This is a genomic window from Larkinella sp. VNQ87 (assembly GCF_049445795.1).
Classification (GTDB): domain Bacteria; phylum Bacteroidota; class Bacteroidia; order Cytophagales; family Spirosomataceae; genus Larkinella.
Map to the genome: position 1 here is coordinate 87370 of NZ_JBMSDT010000015.1, position 18892 is coordinate 106261.

An 18892-nucleotide genomic window follows, 5' to 3' on the forward strand; every position below is an offset into this window, starting at 1 on the left:
TACGCGGTTTTTCGCTATCCGAACCCTTCTATGCAAAAAAAGACCCTTCTCACCTGGGTGTGCGGGCTGCTGCTCATGGCCCCGGCTACGCAGGCGCAGGACCATCCGAAAGCTAATGGTTACCAGGGAATCTGGTATTTCATCGGCCCCACCAAAAACGAGTATGCCTACAAATACAGCGGGGGCTTGGGCACCTATCCGGCCAATCACTACCCGTTTTCGGTGTATGCGCCAGCCGTCGATAAAACGTTTTTCTGTTACGGGGGCGTTACTGACTCGACCTCGCGCGAGCTTTGTCACATGATTGGCGTGTTCGATCACAAAACCGGGATGGTGTCGAAGCCGACGCTGTTGCTTAACAAACAAACCGACGATGCCCACGACAACCCGGTTATTCAACTCGACGCGCAGGGTTACGTCTGGATTTTTTCGACTTCCCACGGTACCGAACGGCCCTCGTTCATTCACCGGAGCCGACAACCGTACCGCATCGATGCGTTTGAAAAAATCGAAGCGACGCGCCTGGACAAAACCGGGCAGCGGGTTCCGTTCGACAACTTCTCCTACCTGCAGGTGTATTACCAGAACGGACGGGGTTTTCTGAGCCTGATGACGCACTACGACCGGGGCGTGTTGCGCTACGGCGAGAAGAAACCCCGTCGGACCACTTCGGCCATCACTAGCCCGGATGGGATCACCTGGTCGGGCTGGCAGGACATCGGGACCATCGAAGAAGGGCATTATCAGAGCAGCGGGCAATGGCGCAACAAAGTCGGGAGTGCGTTTAACTACCATCCTGACACCCAGGTTGGGGCCGGGCTCGATTACCGAACCAACCTGTATTACGTAGAAACCGACGATTTTGGCCAATCCTGGCACACTGCCGACGGGAAACCGGTGCAACTCCCGCTAACGGAAATTACGAATCCGGCACTGGTGAAAGACTACAAAAGCGAGAGTCTGAACGCCTACATCAGCGATGTAAATTACGACGACGCGGGCCACCCAATCATTCTTTACGTGACCAGCAAAGGACCGGAACCCGGCCCCGCCAACGGCCCGTATGCCTGGCACGTTGCTCACTGGACGGGCCGGGCATGGGCCATTTACCCCGTTATGGAATCCGATCATAATTACGACATGGGATCGTTGTACGTGGAAGGCAAAACCTGGCGGATCATCGGAACACTGGAAGCGGGTGCACAAGCGTACGGAACCGGGGGCGATCTGGTGTTGCTGGAAAGCCGCAACGGGGGAAAAAGCTGGAAGAAGGTCAAAGCTGTCACGAACAACCCGGCCCGGAATCAGTCGTACCCGCGTCGGCCGGTGGCGGCTCATCCCGACTTTTACGCCTTCTGGGCCGATGGCAACGCCCGAAAACCGTCGGCTTCGTACCTGTACTTCTGCAATCAGAAAGGCCAGGTTTTTCAATTGCCCGCCCGGATGCAGAATGATTTTGAGAAACCGGTTCCGGTGCGGTAAGGAAGCGGTTTTCTGATAAACTGCTCCATCGACCGTTCACTCAAAACCGGATCAGGTGATGAAAAATATCTTATCGTAATATTGCGATGAATAAAATCCGGCTTACCTTTGTGGCATGGGAGTGACAAAAACGGAAATTTTCTCGGAACAACAAAACCGGATAGCGGATCTGGCCAAGGCGTTTGCGCATCCGGCGCGGGTTGCCATTCTGCAATTGTTGATCGCTAAAAAAGCTTGTGTCTGCGGGGATCTGGTCGATGAGTTGCCGCTGGCCCAGCCGACGGTTTCCCAGCACCTGAAAGAATTGAAACGCATCGGGATTATTCACGGCGAGATTGATCCGCCCCGCGTTTGTTACTGCATCAACGAAACCGTGTGGGAAGAGGCTCGACAGGCTTTTGGTTCCTTGTTAGACGCTTCCATTTCGGCGGGCTGCTGCTAAGCAGACCGCTATTTTTTGCGAATATTAATCGTAATATTACAATAAATAAATGAACATGGAAACGACGGAACAACTGAAAGAAATCGTGCGCCAGCAGTACGGCGCTATTGCGGAGCAAACCGACACCAGCGGAGCCTGTGGGTGCGGACCAACCTCGTGTTGCGGCCCGGCCAGCGACATACCGGTTAACATGGCGGAAGGCTACGAAGGCTTGAATGGCTACGTGGCTGAGGCCGATCTGGGCCTGGGATGCGGTTTGCCGACGCAGTTTGCGCAGATCAAACCTGGCGATGTGGTGGTGGATCTGGGGTCGGGAGCTGGCAACGACTGCTTCGTGGCCCGGGCCGAAACCGGAGAAACGGGCCGCGTCATCGGGCTGGACATGACCCCGGCGATGATTGACCGGGCGCGTCGGAATGCAAAAGCACGCGGGTTTACCAATATCGAATTTGTGTACGGCGACATTGAGGAGATGCCTTTGTCCGACAACCTGGCCGATGTGGTCGTCAGCAATTGCGTGATGAACCTGGTGCCCGATAAGGTCAAAGCGTTCCGCGAAACGTTCCGGATTCTGAAACCGGGCGGGCATTTCAGCATTTCCGACATTGTGCTGCAAGGAAATTTACCGGCGGGTGTCGTGAAAGATGCCGAGCTGTATGCCGGATGTGTAGCGGGCGCCATTCAGAAGGATACTTACCTTCAAATCATTCAGGACGCCGGGTTTGTCAACCTTGTGCTGCAAAAAGAGCGCGAAATTTTCTTGCCCGACGAGCTGCTGAAAAACTACCTGACGGCCGACGAAATTGCCGACTACCGCCAACAGGCCAAACGGGGCATCTACAGCGTGACGGTTTATGCCGAAAAACCGGACTCTACCGGAGAGAAACCGGTTGAAAGTAAGGCGACCACGGGTTCGTGCTGCGGTCCGGAATGCTGCAACTAGTCTGTCTGTTAACTCTTCTTCATGATGCATCTGTCTATTGAAAAAGCCCGCCCGGAAGACCGGGAAGAAGCGCTTGCGCTCCTGGCAAAAACGCAGTTGGTGACGGACGATTTGCCGCCTGATTTAGCCGGTTTTTGGGTCATTCGCGACAAAACCGCCTGCATCGGTGTCGCGGGCCTGGAGCGTTTTGGGACGGTTGGCCTACTGCGTTCGGTAGCCGTTGATCCGGCGTTTCGGGGAAACCGGCTGGCTGCCCGGCTCATCAGTCGATTGCTGGAAACCGCCGAAGCCGACGGTCTAGACTCCATTTACCTGATCACGACCACGGCCGACCGGTATTTTGAGCGACACGGTTTTGGGACTGTCGACCGGCAGGACGTACCGGAGGCCATTCGGCAGACGCAGCAATTTAGTGCCCTCTGTCCGGCTTCTGCCGTTGTCATGAAACGAACCGTAAACCGCCTGAACGAATGAGCAACCCCCAACTTTCTTTTCTCGACCGCAACCTGACGCTATGGATTTTTCTGGCCATGCTGACTGGCGTAGGTATCGGCTATGTATTTCCGGAAACCGAACAGGTGATCAACCGTTTTAACGCAGGTTCGACCAACGTGCCGCTGGCGATCGGTCTGATTCTGATGATGTATCCGCCGTTGGCCAAAGTACGGTATGAGCAACTGCCCAAGGTATTCGCCCATACGAAAATACTGGGGCTCTCGCTGCTGCAAAACTGGATCGCCGGACCGCTGCTGATGTTTGGGCTGGCGGTACTTTTTCTGCCCGACAAACCCGAGTACATGACCGGGCTGATTCTGATCGGGATTGCCCGCTGCATTGCCATGGTGATAGTCTGGAACGATCTGGCTGGGGGCGACCGGCTCTATGCCGCCGGGCTGGTGGCTTTCAACAGCCTTTTTCAGGTGCTGTTCTATTCGCTGTATGCCTATGTTTTCATCACGGTTTTGCCGCCCCTGTTCGGGCTGAAGGGTTACAGTGTCGACATTACCATCGGTGATGTGGCACAGAGCGTCTTCATTTACCTCGGCATTCCGTTTCTGTTGGGCCTGCTGTCGCGACTGATTCTGCCCCGGCTTTTGGGTCGAAGCTGGTACGAGCGAATCTTTCTGCCCGCCATCAGCCCGATCACCTTGCTAGCCCTGTTGTTCACCATCGTCGTTATGTTCAGCCTGAAAGGGAAGCTGATTGTGACCATCCCGCTGGATGTGCTGCGAATCGCCCTGCCTCTGACGGCCTATTTTGCGATCATGTTCTTCTCGGCTTTTTACCTCTCGAAACGGGCCGGGGCCGATTACGCTAAATCCACCTCGCTGGCCTTCACAGCAGCCGGGAACAATTTTGAACTTGGCATTGCCGTCGCCATTGCGGTATTCGGCATCAATTCCGGAGCAGCTTTTGCCGCCGTCATCGGACCGCTGATCGAGGTGCCGGTGCTGATTCTGATGGTCAATTTTGCCCGGAGACAACAGAAAAAATTTGGCGTGTTTTCTTTAAAAACGATTCACAAAACCGCATGAAACTGGCTCTTTTCTCCGATATCCACGCCAATCTGCCCGCCCTCGAAGCCGTTTTGGCCGACATTGACGACCGAAAACCGGATGCCGTGTACTGCCTGGGTGATCTGGTCGGCTACAACGTCTGGCCCAACGAAGTGATTGCCGAAATTCGCCGTCGGAACATTCCGACGATTGCCGGAAACTACGATTTCGGCATTGGCCGGTCGTCGGACGATTGCGGTTGTGCGTACAAAACCGATGACGAAAAAGCCAACGGCAAGGTGTCGATTGCCTACACGAATAAAACCGTAGGTGACAATGAACGAGTTTATCTGCGCAGCCTGCCGACCCAAATCCGGGTCAACTACGAACTGGCCCACGATGCGGATCACCTTTGGCAGCAACAGACACCGGTTTCGCTGCTGCTGGTGCACGGCAGTCCCCGGCGCGTCAACGAATACCTGTTCGAAGACCGGGGGGACCGGAGCCTGGGCCGGGTGCTGGAAGCGGCCCAGGCCGACATTCTGTGTTTCGGGCATACGCACAAACCGTATTACAAAGTGGTCAACGCGCGGGGCGACGATGAAACGCCGTATTTTCGGCACGCCATCAACATCGGTTCGGTCGGCAAGCCGAAAGACGGCGACCCCCGCGCCGGGTATGTAATCCTGACGATTGATGAAACCGCCAAACCGGGGGTGGCCGGGGGCGTGAGCGTCGAGTTCATCCGGGTGCCATACGATGTGGAACGGGCGGCCCGGGCCGTGGAGGAAAGTGAATTGCCGGACGTTTATGCCCAGGCGTTACGACTGGCGAAGTAAACGGTTGGCTGGCAAAAACGGCGTAATAAACAATGAATGAACCGGTCATACGGGATGTGATCATTATCGGTGGAGGGCAGTCGGGCCTGGCTACAGCCTACAACCTTCGGCGCAGCTCGCTGGATTTTCTGCTGCTGGACGAACAGGCCCAACCCGGCGGAGCCTGGCTGCACGGCTGGAAATCGCTGCGTCTGTTTTCGCCGGCCGACGCCAGTTCGTTGCCGGGCTGGCTGATGCCGCGCACCCACGAACTGTACCCAACCCGGCAGGACGTGATTGATTACCTGACGCACTACGAACAGCGGTACGGTTTTCCGGTGCAGCGGCCCGTGCGGGTAGCGTCCGTCGAGCAGATCGATGCCGGTTTTCGGCTAAAAACCGATCGGGGCGAGTACCAAACCCGGGCGCTGGTTTGCGCCACGGGAAGCTGGAGCCAGCCGTACAGTCCCGATTACCCCGGCCGGAAAACGTTTCAGGGCCTTCAGCAGCATTCGGCTTTTTATGCGACGCCCGACGAATTCCGGGGCAAGCGGGTGCTGGTGGTGGGCGGAGGCAACTCGGGTGCCCAGATCCTGGCCGAAGTCTCAAAGGTGGCCGATGCAACCTGGATGACCTTGCAGGAACCAACCTTTTTGCCCGACGAGGTAGACGGCCGGTTTTTATTCCAGGCCGCTACCCAGCGGTTTCAGTCAGGCAATACGGCGCAGGGCGGTGGGCTGGCCGATATTGTCATGGTCGATTCCGTGAAGGAAGCCCGCAGCCGGGGCGTGTTGCAGGCGGTTCGTCCGTTTACAGCGTTGATCCAAAACGGAGTCGTCTGGCCGGATGGTCGTCAGGAAAGTATTGATGCCATCATCTGGTGTACCGGTTTTCGGCCCGCCCTCGGTTTTCTGGAACCGCTCGGTGTGTTGACGCCGGAAGGCAGGGTTCAGGTGCAGGGGACGCGGTCGGTTCGGCAGCCCGGTTTGTGGCTGGTTGGCTACGGCAACTGGACCGGTTTTGCCTCGGCGACCCTGATCGGCGTTAACCGCTCGGCCCGTCAGACGGCCCGGGAAGTGATCGACTATTTGCAATCGCCAAACCGTTCGTAACAAGCCAAACCGGAGATGAACTCCGGTTTGGCGATCATTACCTTTTTTGTCAAACCGCAGCCACTTCCTTGCGCTCGCCGATCTGTTGCCGCCACATGGCGTAGTATAGCCCCTTCTGTTCCAGCAGGTCGGCATGGCGGCCCTGCTCGGCGACGTGGCCCTTTTCGAGTACAAAAATCCGGTCGGCGTGAAGAATGGTACTGAGCCGGTGGGCAATCAGAATCGTGATGTGCTGCCGGGAACCCGACAACTGGCGGACGGTTTTGCCGATTTCTTCTTCCGTCAGCGAATCGAGCGCCGAGGTCGCTTCGTCGAACACCAGCAGCGTCGGACGGCGCAGCAGGGCGCGGGCGATACTCAGCCGCTGTTTTTCTCCACCGGACACTTTCACGCCCCCTTCGCCGATGACGGTATCCAGGCCCTGCGGGGCGCGGTTCAGCAGCGAATCGGCGGCTGCCTGACGGAGCGCCCGGAGGCATTCTTCGTCGGTGGCGTTTGGGGCGACGAAGCGGAGGTTCTCGCGGATGGTTCCGGCAAAAAGCTGGGTATCCTGCGTCACAAAACCGATTTGTTCACGGAGTTGGTCCAGATCAACATCCGTACTGGGGATGCCGTTGTAGAGAATACGGCCCGCCAGCGGAGGGTACAGGCCCACCAGCAGCTTGACGAGGGTGGTTTTGCCCGAGCCAGATGGACCGACAAACGCGATGGTCTCGCCCAGTTCCACGTCGAATGAAATGCCATCGAGCGCCGGTTTGTCGGCCGATAAGTGTTTAAACCGGACGTCTTCAAACGCCAGGGTCTGAATCTTTTTGACGGGTTGCGGATGGGCCGGTTTTACATCGCGGGGCGTGTCGAGAATTTGCTGAAAATTAGCCAGCGACGCTTCGGTTTCCCGGTAAATGTTGATGATGTTGCCCAACTCCTGCAACGGCCCGAAAATGGCAAAGGAATAGATGAACAGGGAGAAAAACTCGCCGACCGTAATGCGTTCCTGCACCACCAGAAACAACATCATCAGCATGATGGCATTGCGAAGCAGGTTGACAAAGGTGCCCTGCACAAATGAGAGCGAGCGGACATACCGCACTTTTTTCAGCTCCAGCCGCAGAATTCTGTCGGTTGTGGCGTTGAGCCGTTCGGTTTCCTGCTGGGCCAGGCCGAGGCTTTTCACCAGTTCGATGTTGCGCAGGCTTTCGGTGGTTGATCCGGCCAGAGCGGTGGTTTCAGCCACAATGGTTTTCTGCACGACCTTAATTTTTTTGCTCAGCAACGAACTGACGAAACCGAGCAGCGGGATGGTCAAAAAGTAGGCCGGAGCGATGGGCCAGTATACCGTGCTGGCGTACCACATCACGAAGACAATGCCGACGACGGACGTAAACAATACGTTGACGAACGACTGAATCAGTTTTTCGACATCCGTCCGCACTTTCTGCAACTTGCCCAGGGTTTCACCCGAGCGCTGGTCTTCAAACACCTGATAGGGCAGGTCGAGCGAGTGACGCAGGCCGTCGGAGTAGAGCTGGGCACCGAGCCGTTGCGTGATGACGTTGACGTAATAATCCTGAAAGTTTTTGGCAATCCGGCTGACCATCGCAACGCCCAACGCCTGCAAAATCAGCAGACCGGCGCCGTCGCTGAGGAAGCTCACGAAATCCAGCCGCTGAATGGCCGAACCCGGTTTGACGACGTACTGGTCGATGATCTTCCGAAAAATATACGGATCGAGCATCGAGAAAATCTGGTTGATGGCAGCCAGCAGCAGGGCCAGCCCAAGGAGCGGCCAGTAATGGCGCAAATACCCGTAAAGAAGTTTCATACCGTAAAAAAGAGGTTGGAGCCGGACTGTTGGCGAAGGTAGTGTACGGTTTATGGTTTTAGTTTATAATCACAGTCTGAAATATTATTGACTATCAGTCTGTTAGAAGACTATGAGTTATAAACTAAAAACCGTAAACTATAAACTATTGCACATTCCGAAGGCGGTTTTCCCGCTGAAATTCTTTGATCAGCTTGGTGTTTCCGGCCAGCCAGATAACATCGCCCGGATTAAAAAAGGTCGTTGAATCCGGATTTAATATGCGGGTGCCCTGGCGTTCGATGCCGACGATCAGTCCCTGCGTTTTTTCGCGGATGCCGGAGTTCCGGATGCTCAGCCCGAGGTAAGGGAAGGTGTCGTCGACGGCGATCTTCTGGAGCGAGATTTCCTGCGCGGGCGTGACCGGCGCTTTGCTGGCCGGAGCCGGTTCGATCAGTGTATTAAACTGCTCAAGTTGCTGGTCGGTGCCGATGACGGCAATTTTATCGCCGGGAAACAACCGTTCGTTGCGGCCGGGTACCAGCATGGTCATGCTACCCCGGGCAATGGAAATGACGTTGACGCCGTACTTTTCCCGAAGTGCCAGTTCAGACAACGTAAAACCGACGCCCGGCGACTCGGCGCTGACTTCAAAATAGGAGAGGTGGGCGTCCCAGGGCAGCAGGTTCCGGCCCATACGGGTTTCCTGATAAATCTGGCGGGCGTTCAGATTGAGTAAAAACCGGTTTTCGATGAGTTCGTACACCAGCGGAAGCCGTTTGCCGAGCAGGAGCCACAGGACCAGGGAAATGACAATGACGAACAGCAACAGGCTGACCGAGAAAAACTGATCCATGAACAGCAGAATCAGCCCGCTGGCGATGGTTGCCCGAGTGACGGCCAGCGTCACGAGCGGCCCCCGATACGCCCGCCGTTCGGTCCAGAGTCGGGTATACACGGGTCGATTGATTCGTTTAAGCGCCAATGCCCAGAGAAACGGCGCCATCAGGACAAACGACAGAAAACCGGTCAGAATCCCGTCCCAGGGACTTCTCAGGAGTTCCTGGGACACCATCGGGAGCAGCCAGCGCGATGCCAGCAGCATGATGCCCAACACCACGACGGTGTTGACGACAATCACCTGAATGTGTTCCCGAACCAGGCGGTACCAGTCGCTGACGCTGCCGATGGTTTGCGCTCCGGAACTGTAACTGCTTAAAAATAAGCGGGTACGCACCGGAAGCCTGCGTTCCAGCCAGGTATACAGCGGATTGGCGGCCCGAATCAGGTATGGCGTGGTGAAGGCCGTCAGGGCCGAAACCGCCACGGCAATGGGGTACAGAAAACCGCTCGTCACGTTCAGGTTCAGGCCCAGAGTGGCAATAATGAACGAAAATTCGCCGATCTGGGCCAGGCTCAACCCAGTTTGCAGCGCCTGCTTCAGCGGCTGGCCCACCACCAGCGCCCCGAGCGTAACGTTGACGGCTTTTCCGACGATCACGACCACCGTAATCAGCGCAATCGGACCGGCGTACTGAACCAGCAAAGCCGGGTCGATCAGCATTCCGACAGACACGAAGAAAACCGCCCCGAACAGGTCTTTGATCGAGGTCAGCAACGTTTCGATGCGCTCGGCGTAGATGGTTCCGGCCAGGATGGACCCCATGATGAAAGCCCCTAACGCGGGTGAAAATCCGACGTTGGTGGCCACCACGACCATTAGCAGGCAGAGGGCTAACGAGATGATGAGCAGCGTTTCGTCGTTGATGAATTTCCGGCTGCTGCGCAACAACGATGGGACCAGGAAAATGCCCCCCAAAAACCAGATGACCAGAAAGAACGCCAGTTTCAGGATGGCCACCAGCATGTCGGCGCTGAAAAATTGCTTGCTGATGGCCAGCGTCGACAGCAGCACGAGCAGCAAAACCGCTACAATGTCTTCGATAACGAGAATCCCGAACACAATACCGGCAAATTGCTGGGTTTTGATGCCTAGTTCGTCGAAGGCGCGGATGATGATGGTGGTGGACGAGATGCAGACGATGCCGCCCAGGAAGATGCTGTCCATCGTCGACCAGCCGAGGCCCATACCGGTCAGGTAGCCCAGCAGCAGCATCCCCGCAATTTCGATGACGCCCGTTAGCGAAGCCGTACCGCCGATTTTGACGAGTTTCTTGATGTTGAATTCCAGTCCCAGGCTAAAGAGCAGGACAATCACGCCGATGTCGGCCCAGATGCGGATGGTAGTCGGATCGGAAACCGTCGGGAAAATGGAAAATTTTGGACCCACCAGCACCCCGGCCAGAATGTAGCCCAGCACGAGCGGTTGTCTGAGCCACTTAAAGAGGAGCGTCGTGACGGCAGCAGTTCCCAAAATAATGGCAAGATCGATGATCAGGTTTGGTAAATGCGCCATATTTCAATAAAATCGTGTGTAAGATCGGTTCGGTAGTCAGCCAAGAGGCCCGAACCGGCAAAGTTTAAGTACTCTTACAATAATACGACCTTTTTAGCCCTTACCGAATGGATCAACCGGATAACCGTCGTAAATTTCCCAGCGATGTAGCCACCGCCCGGCTTAGGATCGGTGGGCTATATTCCGCTTTTTCAACGCATCCGGCAACGTACAGGCTTGAGCGCTAACGGTTTGGCCACACGAATTCTGGTATTTGATGACTAACCCCTTAAACGATGCAATCTTCCTCTTCTTCCCGTCGGGATTTTCTCCGAAAAACCGCAGCCGGTACCGCCGTTTTGTCGCTGGGCGGGGTATTACCCGGTTTTAGTCCCCGCAGCTACGCCAACATTCTGGGCGCCAACGAACGCATCAAGGTCGGTGTGATGGGCGTCAATTCGCGGGGGCTGGCGCTGGCGAGCAACTTTGCGCTTCAGAAAAACTGCGAAGTCATTGCGATTTCCGATGTCGATTCACGGGCTGCCGATAAATGCATCAAGGCGGTGGAGGAATTGCAGAAAAGCCGCCCGAAAGCCGCACCGGATTTCCGGAAAGCCCTCGAAGACAAGGACCTGGAAGCCCTGGTGGTGGCGGCTCCCGACCACTGGCACGCGCCGGCGGCCATTCTGGCCTGCCAGGCCGGGAAGCACGTATACGTCGAAAAACCGTGTAGCCACAATCCCCATGAAGGCGAATTGCTGATGGCGGCCACGGAAAAATACAAACGAGTGGTGCAGATGGGTAACCAGCGCCGGTCGTGGCCCAACGTCGCCAAAGCAATCAAGGAGGTCAAAGAAGGCATCATCGGGCGACCGTATTTTGCCAAGGGCTGGTACACCAACAATCGACCGTCCATCGGGGTGGGCAAGGAAGCGGCCGTACCGACCTGGCTCGATTTCGACCTTTGGCAGGGACCGGCCCCGCGCCGACCGTTCAAAGACAACCTGCTTCATTACAACTGGCACTGGTTCTGGCACTGGGGCACGGGTGAAGCGCTCAACAACGGTACGCACATGGTCGATCTGATGCGCTGGGGGTTGAGTGTCGAATACCCTACGCGGGTATCGTCGTCGGGTGGGCGGTATCGCTACCAGGACGATTGGGAAACACCGGATACCCAGGTGATTACGATGGAGTTCGCCAACAATACGAGCATGGTCTGGGAAGGACGGAGTTGCAACGGCCGGACCGTTGAAGACAATAGCGTGGGAGTGGTTTTTTACGGCGATACCGGTTCGGTCGTGATCGAAAGCGGCAATACGTACAAGGTGTATGATTTGCAGAACAAATTGGTGAAAGAAGCCAAAAATGACTTTGTGATCGACCCCCGCGACCGCATGAATCCCTCGCAGGCGCTGGATGCGATTCATATTCAGAACTTTTTCGAAGCCATCCGAAACGGCGCGGCCCTGGCAGCCGACATCAAGGGCGGTCACCAGAGTACGCTGCTCTGTCAGTTGGGCAATATCGCCCTGCGCTCGGGCGAAACCCTGAACATTGACCCCGCCAACGGCCACATCAAGAATAAGGGCATCATGAAAAAGTACTGGAAACGGGAGTACCAGTCTGGCTGGGAGCCGAAGGTATAAACCGGTTTTTCACTCTTTCGCTCTTTGACTCTTTCACTCTTTCGCTCGTTTAAACCGGATGAAAACCTCCGTTGCCGCCGTTGAAGTCAGTACGTTAAGCCGCCGGGATACCCTGATTTCGATCGGGATCATTGGCCTGTTGTTCTTTATTTTCGGATTCGTGACCTGGGTCAACGCCATCCTGATTCCGTATTTCAAAATTGCCTGTGAACTGACCAACTTCCAGTCGTACCTGGTCACGTTTGCTTTTTACATTTCGTACTTCGTCATGTCGGTGCCGTCGTCGTATCTGCTGAAACGGACCGGTTTTAAGAAAGGCATGATGGTCGGTTTCTGGGCAATGGCGCTGGGGGCATTCATTTTTGTCCCGGCTGCGCTGACCCGTACCTATGAAATTTTTCTGCTGGGGCTGTTTATGATTGGCGTCGGGCTGGCGGTTTTGCAGACGGCCGCGAATCCGTTCATTACCATCCTGGGGCCACAGGAACGGGCCGCGCAGCGCATCAGCATCATGGGCATCTGCAACAAGGGCGCGGGCGTGCTGGCACCGATTCTGTTTGCCGCCGTCATTCTGCGGGCTACCGATACCGACCTGTTTGCGCAACTGCCGAGTATGTCGCCCACCGAGAAGAATGCGGCCCTCGACGCGCTGATTCGCCGGGTCATCACGCCTTATACGCTGATGGGTTTTGTGCTGATCGGACTGGGGTTGATGGTGCGGTTTTCGCCTTTACCCGAAATTGATACGGAGCAGGAAACCGCCGAAGTGGCGGCTGCCAATTCCGGCAAAACCAGCATTTTTCAGTTTCCGCACCTGATCCTGGGCGCGGTAGCGATCTTTCTGCACGTTGGGAGTCAGGTCATTGCCGTCGATACCGTGATTGGGTACGCCAACTCAATGGGCATCGATTTGCTGGAAGCCAAGACGTTTCCGGCCTACACGCTAACGGCCACCATCTGTGGCTACTTGCTCGGGATTGCGCTGATTCCCCGGACCATCAGCCAGGTGACGGCCTTCCGGTTTTGCACGGTGTTGGGCGCGGTCCTGACGCTGCTGATCCTGTTTACCAGCGGCCCGGTTGAGTTGCTGGGCCATTACGCCGACCGCTCGATCTGGTTCGTTGTCTTGCTGGGGCTCGCCAACTCGCTGGTCTGGGCCGGAATCTGGCCGTTGGCGCTCGACGGGCTGGGGCGGTTTACGAAGTTGGGCGCGGCCATCCTGATTATGGGCCTGTGCGGCAACGCCATCCTGCCGTTGTTCTACGGCTACTTCGCAGATGCCTACGGGGTGAAAACCGCCTACTGGGTGCTGTTTCCGTGTTATTTATACCTGATGTTTTATGCGTTTTGGGGGCATAGAGTGAGGAGGTGGGGTTGAAAACCGGGTTGCTCCGAGGATGAACACGGTTTTGCAGGGAGTTATGTCGTGAAGGTCAACTTCGTTTCAACGAGCCATCGATCATGTAAAGCAGCGGGTGCAAAAACCGGTTGTGAACGTCACCGCACTAAGTGAATAGAAATATTATTTTTAGAAGTTAGCACCATGAAAAAGGGAAAAGACTTCAGCGTTGACTTTCCGAATCAGATCCGGTTTATGCAACTCGAAGCCGACAACCGGGAAACGGAATTACAGTTGGAAATTCTGAATCTGGATTTCCAAGCTCAGCAACGGCAATATGCCGAAAAGGTGCTGGAACTGGCCGAACTCCGCCACCAGCTACGTAAGGAAGTAGAGCGAACCGCTATCAACGAGGATGAGGAAGGGGGCCGTCGGGAAGCGATAGCCAAGCTTAGTAAACAGATCGACGGTTTTGTGATGCCATCATCACCCGACAGAAAACGGTTTGAAACGCAAAAAGCGATTCTTAAAATGAAATTGCTGGAGAATAACCGGCTCAATGTAAATCTGTTGATTGGGCAGGCGATTGCATGGAAAAACTAATGTACCAGTTCCGAACTTCATTGCCTTATTATCCTCGTCTTCTTCCCGGAAGAACGATTCGGAATAGTGGGTGACCAATATCCTAAAATTCTTTAATTGGGAAGGGTTTATACTGACCTTAGTCCTAATCCTGGACTGTCAAAACTACCGAACTGGAATTGTATATTCTTTCTTCTTCACCCTCATTCTGACTTCAGATAGGGATAGTTTTCTGGTGGCCTATGAGGGCGAAATGACTGTACGCTTGGGTGAATCTTGTTGTTTCTATAAATATTTTTTATGTATGCTATAACAAATATAAATAAAATTTTATAATTAGTCTAGATAACTTTGCGGAAGTAAAGCAACCAGCTCAGCACCCTTATACATTACTGCTGAAAGCGTTGGTATCTAAAATTCACCAGTTTAAAAATCTAATGCAATGAACGAAACTGAAAAGATAGTTCTTATTGATGGAACTTTCCTGTGCAAGGAGGCAAAAGAAATTTTAACAAGTGTTCTTACGACCAAGATTAATTTCCATCAAATGAAAAATTTTAGTTCGCATGAGTTGTTCGGGAAAGATGATGTAATTGCAAAAAAAAGAATTCCAGCATTAAAAAAAGAAATGCAGAAGGTGCAAAGTATTCTACAGAAGGCCGAGGAAAAAAACAAGCATCTTATAATAAGTTCAGAAATAAAAATAGCTCTAACTGACAATCTTGATGCATAGAGACCCTGGAATGATTGAATTTCTGTACACATTCAATTCTGCATTTGAAGGCCCGGCAACTCCGGGCTTTTTTTTGGTCGGTAATCGACAGCCACTGCTGAATGCCCGCGTTGTTGATCGGCACCGTCGGGTCGGGGTGCTTCCAGCCAAACCGGTAGCTGACTCAACCTTGCAATTCCGTCAGATCGATCTGTTCCAGGTAAGGTTCCAGCCGTTGCTCGTTTGTGAAGGAACAGATGCAGGTCAATTGTTCAGTTTCTTTGTCGTAGCACATTTCAGCAAAGAAACCGCTAAAGCTGTAGAGATGGAGGACGCGGCACAGATCGACGCGCTTGAGGAGTGGTGTGCCCCACAGGTGCAAAGCACCCTGTTTGATCATGAGGGGTTTACGATCATACTCTTCCCGAAGGATATTCATTTTCTGTCAGATTCGTTGAGTTCCTACTAAATGGCTGCAAAAAACAACGAACCCAGTGAATTCGTCTCCTTCTCCCCATTTAGTTAGCGAACGGCCCAGCCTGTGCGATCTACCGACGGATGCCCTTTTTCGTACGCCAGGAGTGGGTACCCCGGAAAACCGTTGTAGCATAAAACCAGGCTGGCAGGGGCTAAATCCCTCAGAGCAGCTTGCCCTCAATCAGCAAGACCCGCTCGATCGATTGCTCTTTCAGGCTCATCCACCGGATGCGTTGCGGGTCATCGCGGTAGGCTTCAAAATCCGCTCGGCTGGCAAAACTGACGAAGTGAATTTCGTACGGATGGCCGAACGTCGTTGTGATCACCGAGGTTTCCGGGGGCCGGACTCGGTACAGCAACTCGCCATTGTGATGCGTCAGTAATGGCAGTACCTCCTCCTCAAATCGGTGGAATGTCTCCTCTTGTCCTGCTTTTAAATACAGAACCTGGGTGTAATAAAGCATGATATATTGATGTAAACGGCCTTCTTGCAAGATCCGAACGAACCGATTGTACTTGTCAAAAAACTTGGCTTATTTCGGTGCAGTCAGCAGCGAGCGCAGGGCGGCTTCGTCCTGAAAACCGATTTTTCGCTCCACCAGCTTCCCGTTTCGGTACACCAGCACCGTCGGCAATTCCTCTACCTGAAGTTCTTTCAGCATCGTTTTCTCCTGATCGGCATCCAGCTTGACAATGGTGGCTTTTCCAGCCCACTCGGTAGTCAGCTTCTCAACCACCGGAGCCATTTTCTTACAGGGCGCGCACCAGGGCGCGTACACATCGACCAGCACCAGCGATTGGGCGCGGGTCAGGCTGTCGAGCCGTTTTGGACTCCACTGTGCCGGCCCTGAGTCCGACCGCGAAACGCCCTCCACCGGCAGCAACCGTGCCGACCATTTCAGGTAACCTCCGCCGAGTTCATACACCGGGCCGTAGCCCCATTCCCGCAGTTTTTCGGCGGCTGCCCGGCTGCGTCCGCCCGAGAGGCAGTACACAAAAACCGGTCGTTTCGGGTCCAGCTTTTGGGCCGCTTGGGCAAAATCGGCCTGGTTGTAATCGATATTGACAGCATTGGTCAGGTGACCTTCCGAAAATTCCTTAGGCGTCCGAACATCGATCAACTGAGCCTGTGGACTTTGGGCAAGCTGGCGGGCAAAGGAATCGGGTGGCATCGTCTGCGCCAGGGTTAGGCGGGCAAGCAGTAGCGCACAAAACAACAAGGAATATTTCATAGGGTAGCGAAGGTAGGTTGGCAACCGGGTTTATTGATTGAACGTGTTTTCAAAACACGCAACGCATTCATTCTGGTTTCCTGTTGCAAAAATAACCGGTTTTTTGGGTGGAAACCCATCGGGAACACGCCCGGAAAAGGATAACATTCAACCCGTACCGCGAGTTAAGAACGGGATGAAAAGACTATCATTTCCTTTCGGCCTCGGGCAATTTGCCGAAAACCGCCAGGAATCCGCTTTCGGGCGCAGGCTCGTTGTCTACGTTGGTTATGGCATCCATTAATTTGTTGCTGGTCGTGTTGGGAATCGCCGTTTTGGTGGTTGCCTGGTTACCATCTTTTCTGAAAGATTATCCGCTGTCGTATCCGACGATTGTCGTGGGATTGGGGATGGCCATTTACCTGTTCGATGTTCCGCTGCCGGAGCCTGATCCGCTGCAGTATACGGCCATCACCACCCACTTGAGCGAACTTTGCGTCATCATTGCGCTAACGGGAACCGGCCTGAAAATCGACCGCCCGTTTTCGTTCAAAAACTGGCGAATGCCGCTTCGGCTGGTGACGTGGGCCATGATACTGACCATCGGCGCAATGGCACTGGTAGCTTGGTACGGCGTTGGCCTGCATCCGGCTTCGGCCTTACTACTGGCGGCTTCGCTGGCCCCCACCGATCCGGTGCTGGCGGGCGATGTGCAGGTGGGCGACCCCGGCGAAGGCGGTGAAGACAACGTGCGGTTTGCTCTGACCGGCGAAGCGGGCCTGAACGATGGCCTGGCCTTTCCGTTCGTTTACGGAGCCATTGCTTTGTTGCCAGCAGAAATGCCCTTGTCGGAACGTTTCTGGAACTGGCTGGCAATGGATGTGCTCTACCGGGTTGGCGTCGGAGTGCTGGCGGGTTGGTTGTCGGGGAAGCTTCTGGCTGCGCTGATCTTCCGGTTGCCCGAGAAAATAAGCCTGAAGGCGTCGGCCAACGGGTTTGTGGTGCTGGCCGTGACGCTGACGACCTACGGAGCCACCGAACTAGTGAAAGGATATGGCTTTTTGGCGGTTTTTGTAGCGGCTATTACGCTCCGGAGTTACGAACGGACGCACGAATATCACCGGCACATGCACGATTTTTCGGATCAGATTGAGCGGATTTTTATCGTCATTTTACTGCTGTTGTTCGGGGGAGCGATTGCGTACGGTTTACTGGCTTCGCTAACCTGGCCGGATGCTTTGCTGGGCCTGACGTTGCTGCTGGTGATTCGTCCGTTGGCCGGGTTGGTGTCGCTGGCCGGAACGCCGTCGGTACGGAGCGAACGTTGGGTGATTACTTTTTTCGGAATTCGCGGAATTGGTTCGTTTTTCTATCTTTCGTTTGGTCTGGAAAAGGCTGATTTTCCGGAAGCCGACCGGCTTTGGGCCATTTTGGGATTCGTGGTGCTGATTTCCATTGTCATCCACGGCATTTTGGCGACACCGGTCATGAAAAAACTGGACCAGCAACACATTCCCCCGCATTCGTGAACGCATTGGTTCAGGTTCTCTAGGCTCAATCTGTTCAAACTGAGCCTAGAGAAGAAGGGTAATTTATTGGCAATTTGTATAATCGAGCGCTACCTGCCTGATGTCGAACGAAGCGTTACCTTTTCCATATTTTTCGTTCAACATCTTGCATTCTTTGAGGTAATCAAGAATGTTCCGACGGGCATTCAGGTACGAAGATTTAACGCCTTTATCGTCGCCGGGTTTCTGAACAACATATTCGCTGGCATTGGGTAATACTGAGCGGTATACGGTTAATTTGGGCGATTGGTAATCCGACCGTAGTAAATACCAGGTCGCGCCATTTCCCAATCCGACGGTGCCAAATTTACGCAGCAGATACGGAGTCCCATCGGCTCCGGTGAGGGATTTGACGACTGCGCTTCGTACAGTCAGCGGTTTTCCGGAAGAGCCAGCGTTCGGAATGGTAATGAGCAAATCTTCTGCGCTTAAATTCATCATTCGGGAAGGGTTTTCATTGCTTTCCTGACCGGCGGGCTCAGGTTCCGGCCGTTTGACCAGAATCCGGCCTTGATACGTACCAGCGTTCTTGCCTTCCAGAACGATTGTTCCATCGATTGGCAGGTACGTATTCAGATTCAATACTTCCGTGAGGGTTAATTCCTTATCTGAAAAGGGCTTGATTTCCTGCCGGGCTTTGGCTTGAAGCAAATACAAAAGTACCTCCAAATCATCGCTATTGCGGGTACTCACCAGGCCAAACAGCGCTTTTACTTTTTTGTCAATGGGCTTGTAAGCCGCAATGTAAGCATCCGCCTTCTCGAAGTCCCCTTTTAGGATACTAACCAGAGAGAGATTCTGCAAGGCCGCCCGTTTCACCTCGTTGACATCGCCTTCGCCCTGGTAATTAGCCATTTTCTCCCAG

At 54.4% G+C, this 18892-nt stretch carries 18 protein-coding genes; 13 read left to right on the forward strand and 5 right to left on the reverse strand.

Annotation, left to right across the window (positions count from 1 at the left end; all coding sequences use genetic code 11):
• Positions 1–30 precede the first annotated feature (30 nt).
• The 7 genes from ACO2Q8_RS23780 (at position 31) to ACO2Q8_RS23810 (ending at position 6293) form a co-directional block, all read left to right on the forward strand.
• Positions 31–1482, forward strand: coding sequence for a BNR-4 repeat-containing protein (locus ACO2Q8_RS23780; RefSeq protein ID WP_423347374.1), 1452 nt, complete (start codon positions 31–33; stop codon positions 1480–1482).
• 115 nt (positions 1483–1597) lie between these two features.
• Positions 1598–1924, forward strand: coding sequence for an ArsR/SmtB family transcription factor (locus ACO2Q8_RS23785; RefSeq protein WP_423347375.1), 327 nt, complete (start codon positions 1598–1600; stop codon positions 1922–1924).
• 55 nt (positions 1925–1979) lie between these two features.
• Positions 1980–2867: an arsenite methyltransferase gene (locus tag ACO2Q8_RS23790; protein ID WP_423347376.1), complete on the forward strand. Its 888-nt coding sequence runs from the start codon at positions 1980–1982 to the stop codon at positions 2865–2867.
• A 21-nt stretch (positions 2868–2888) separates the two neighbouring features.
• Entirely contained in the window at positions 2889–3341 is a 453-nt protein-coding gene (arsN2, locus tag ACO2Q8_RS23795) for an arsenic resistance N-acetyltransferase ArsN2 (protein WP_423347377.1), read from the forward strand.
• Positions 3338–4402 carry an ACR3 family arsenite efflux transporter gene (gene arsB, locus ACO2Q8_RS23800; protein ID WP_423347378.1) on the forward strand — a complete coding sequence of 355 codons (1065 nt, stop codon included), beginning with the start codon at positions 3338–3340 and terminating at the stop codon, positions 4400–4402. The genes arsN2 and arsB overlap by 4 nt, the downstream gene beginning before the upstream one ends.
• The gene (locus ACO2Q8_RS23805; RefSeq protein WP_423347379.1) at positions 4399–5202 is read left to right on the forward strand and encodes a metallophosphoesterase family protein; all 804 of its coding nucleotides are present in this window, start codon (positions 4399–4401) and stop codon (positions 5200–5202) included. The genes arsB and ACO2Q8_RS23805 overlap by 4 nt, the downstream gene beginning before the upstream one ends.
• 32 nt (positions 5203–5234) lie before the next feature.
• Positions 5235–6293: an ArsO family NAD(P)H-dependent flavin-containing monooxygenase gene (locus ACO2Q8_RS23810; protein WP_423347380.1), complete on the forward strand. Its 1059-nt coding sequence runs from the start codon at positions 5235–5237 to the stop codon at positions 6291–6293.
• 49 nt (positions 6294–6342) lie between these two features.
• Here the strand turns inward: ACO2Q8_RS23810 and ACO2Q8_RS23815 are convergent, their stop codons facing one another.
• Positions 6343–8115: an ABC transporter ATP-binding protein gene (locus ACO2Q8_RS23815; RefSeq protein ID WP_423347381.1), complete on the reverse strand. Its 1773-nt coding sequence runs from the start codon at positions 8113–8115 to the stop codon at positions 6343–6345.
• Positions 8116–8260: 145 nt separating this feature from the next.
• Positions 8261–10510 (reverse strand): cation:proton antiporter, encoded by a 2250-nt coding sequence (locus tag ACO2Q8_RS23820; RefSeq protein WP_423347382.1) that lies wholly within the window; start codon positions 10508–10510, stop codon positions 8261–8263.
• A 275-nt stretch (positions 10511–10785) separates the two neighbouring features.
• Between ACO2Q8_RS23820 and ACO2Q8_RS23825 the strand changes: the two genes are divergently transcribed.
• The 5 genes from ACO2Q8_RS23825 (at position 10786) to ACO2Q8_RS23845 (ending at position 15240) form a co-directional block, all read left to right on the forward strand.
• Positions 10786–12138, forward strand: a complete 1353-nt coding sequence (locus ACO2Q8_RS23825) for a Gfo/Idh/MocA family oxidoreductase (protein ID WP_423347383.1) — start codon at positions 10786–10788, stop codon at positions 12136–12138.
• A 58-nt stretch (positions 12139–12196) separates the two neighbouring features.
• The gene (locus tag ACO2Q8_RS23830) at positions 12197–13516 is read left to right on the forward strand and encodes a sugar MFS transporter (protein ID WP_423347384.1); all 1320 of its coding nucleotides are present in this window, start codon (positions 12197–12199) and stop codon (positions 13514–13516) included.
• Positions 13517–13681: 165 nt separating this feature from the next.
• The gene (locus ACO2Q8_RS23835) at positions 13682–14080 is read left to right on the forward strand and encodes a hypothetical protein (RefSeq protein ID WP_423347385.1); all 399 of its coding nucleotides are present in this window, start codon (positions 13682–13684) and stop codon (positions 14078–14080) included.
• 421 nt (positions 14081–14501) lie between these two features.
• Entirely contained in the window at positions 14502–14792 is a 291-nt protein-coding gene (locus ACO2Q8_RS23840) for a hypothetical protein (protein ID WP_423347386.1), read from the forward strand.
• Positions 14793–14802: 10 nt separating this feature from the next.
• Positions 14803–15240, forward strand: coding sequence for a hypothetical protein (locus ACO2Q8_RS23845; protein WP_423347387.1), 438 nt, complete (start codon positions 14803–14805; stop codon positions 15238–15240).
• Between the two features lie 169 nt (positions 15241–15409).
• Here ACO2Q8_RS23845 and ACO2Q8_RS23850 read toward each other — a convergent pair whose 3' ends face one another.
• Positions 15410–15712, reverse strand: coding sequence for a DUF1330 domain-containing protein (locus ACO2Q8_RS23850; RefSeq protein ID WP_423347388.1), 303 nt, complete (start codon positions 15710–15712; stop codon positions 15410–15412).
• 69 nt (positions 15713–15781) lie between these two features.
• The gene (locus ACO2Q8_RS23855; protein ID WP_423347389.1) at positions 15782–16480 is read right to left on the reverse strand and encodes a thioredoxin domain-containing protein; all 699 of its coding nucleotides are present in this window, start codon (positions 16478–16480) and stop codon (positions 15782–15784) included.
• A 269-nt stretch (positions 16481–16749) separates the two neighbouring features.
• Here ACO2Q8_RS23855 and ACO2Q8_RS23860 point away from each other — a divergent pair, with 269 nt between their 5' ends.
• Complete coding sequence (locus tag ACO2Q8_RS23860; protein ID WP_423347390.1) at positions 16750–17988, forward strand: cation:proton antiporter; 1239 nt, start codon at positions 16750–16752, stop codon at positions 17986–17988.
• A gap of 63 nt (positions 17989–18051) precedes the next feature.
• On the opposite strand, the gene ACO2Q8_RS23865 is transcribed toward ACO2Q8_RS23860, so the two are convergent.
• Positions 18052–18882, reverse strand: coding sequence for a hypothetical protein (locus ACO2Q8_RS23865; RefSeq protein WP_423347391.1), 831 nt, complete (start codon positions 18880–18882; stop codon positions 18052–18054).
• Positions 18883–18892: the final 10 nt, after the last annotated feature.

Bases quoted from the DNA above. Each gene is read 5' to 3' on its own strand.
- ACO2Q8_RS23780 (WP_423347374.1), top strand. From the start codon at position 31: ATGCAAAAAAAGACCCTTCTCACCTGGGTGTGCGGGCTGCTGCTCATG.
- ACO2Q8_RS23785 (WP_423347375.1), top strand. From the start codon at position 1,598: ATGGGAGTGACAAAAACGGAAATTTTCTCGGAACAACAAAACCGGATA.
- ACO2Q8_RS23790 (WP_423347376.1), top strand. From the start codon at position 1,980: ATGGAAACGACGGAACAACTGAAAGAAATCGTGCGCCAGCAGTACGGC.
- arsN2 (WP_423347377.1), top strand. From the start codon at position 2,889: ATGATGCATCTGTCTATTGAAAAAGCCCGCCCGGAAGACCGGGAAGAA.
- arsB (WP_423347378.1), top strand. From the start codon at position 3,338: ATGAGCAACCCCCAACTTTCTTTTCTCGACCGCAACCTGACGCTATGG.
- ACO2Q8_RS23805 (WP_423347379.1), top strand. From the start codon at position 4,399: ATGAAACTGGCTCTTTTCTCCGATATCCACGCCAATCTGCCCGCCCTC.
- ACO2Q8_RS23810 (WP_423347380.1), top strand. From the start codon at position 5,235: ATGAATGAACCGGTCATACGGGATGTGATCATTATCGGTGGAGGGCAG.
- ACO2Q8_RS23815 (WP_423347381.1), bottom strand. From the start codon at position 8,115: ATGAAACTTCTTTACGGGTATTTGCGCCATTACTGGCCGCTCCTTGGG.
- ACO2Q8_RS23820 (WP_423347382.1), bottom strand. From the start codon at position 10,510: ATGGCGCATTTACCAAACCTGATCATCGATCTTGCCATTATTTTGGGA.
- ACO2Q8_RS23825 (WP_423347383.1), top strand. From the start codon at position 10,786: ATGCAATCTTCCTCTTCTTCCCGTCGGGATTTTCTCCGAAAAACCGCA.
- ACO2Q8_RS23830 (WP_423347384.1), top strand. From the start codon at position 12,197: ATGAAAACCTCCGTTGCCGCCGTTGAAGTCAGTACGTTAAGCCGCCGG.
- ACO2Q8_RS23835 (WP_423347385.1), top strand. From the start codon at position 13,682: ATGAAAAAGGGAAAAGACTTCAGCGTTGACTTTCCGAATCAGATCCGG.
- ACO2Q8_RS23840 (WP_423347386.1), top strand. From the start codon at position 14,502: ATGAACGAAACTGAAAAGATAGTTCTTATTGATGGAACTTTCCTGTGC.
- ACO2Q8_RS23845 (WP_423347387.1), top strand. From the start codon at position 14,803: ATGATTGAATTTCTGTACACATTCAATTCTGCATTTGAAGGCCCGGCA.
- ACO2Q8_RS23850 (WP_423347388.1), bottom strand. From the start codon at position 15,712: ATGCTTTATTACACCCAGGTTCTGTATTTAAAAGCAGGACAAGAGGAG.
- ACO2Q8_RS23855 (WP_423347389.1), bottom strand. From the start codon at position 16,480: ATGAAATATTCCTTGTTGTTTTGTGCGCTACTGCTTGCCCGCCTAACC.
- ACO2Q8_RS23860 (WP_423347390.1), top strand. From the start codon at position 16,750: ATGGCATCCATTAATTTGTTGCTGGTCGTGTTGGGAATCGCCGTTTTG.
- ACO2Q8_RS23865 (WP_423347391.1), bottom strand. From the start codon at position 18,882: ATGGCTAATTACCAGGGCGAAGGCGATGTCAACGAGGTGAAACGGGCG.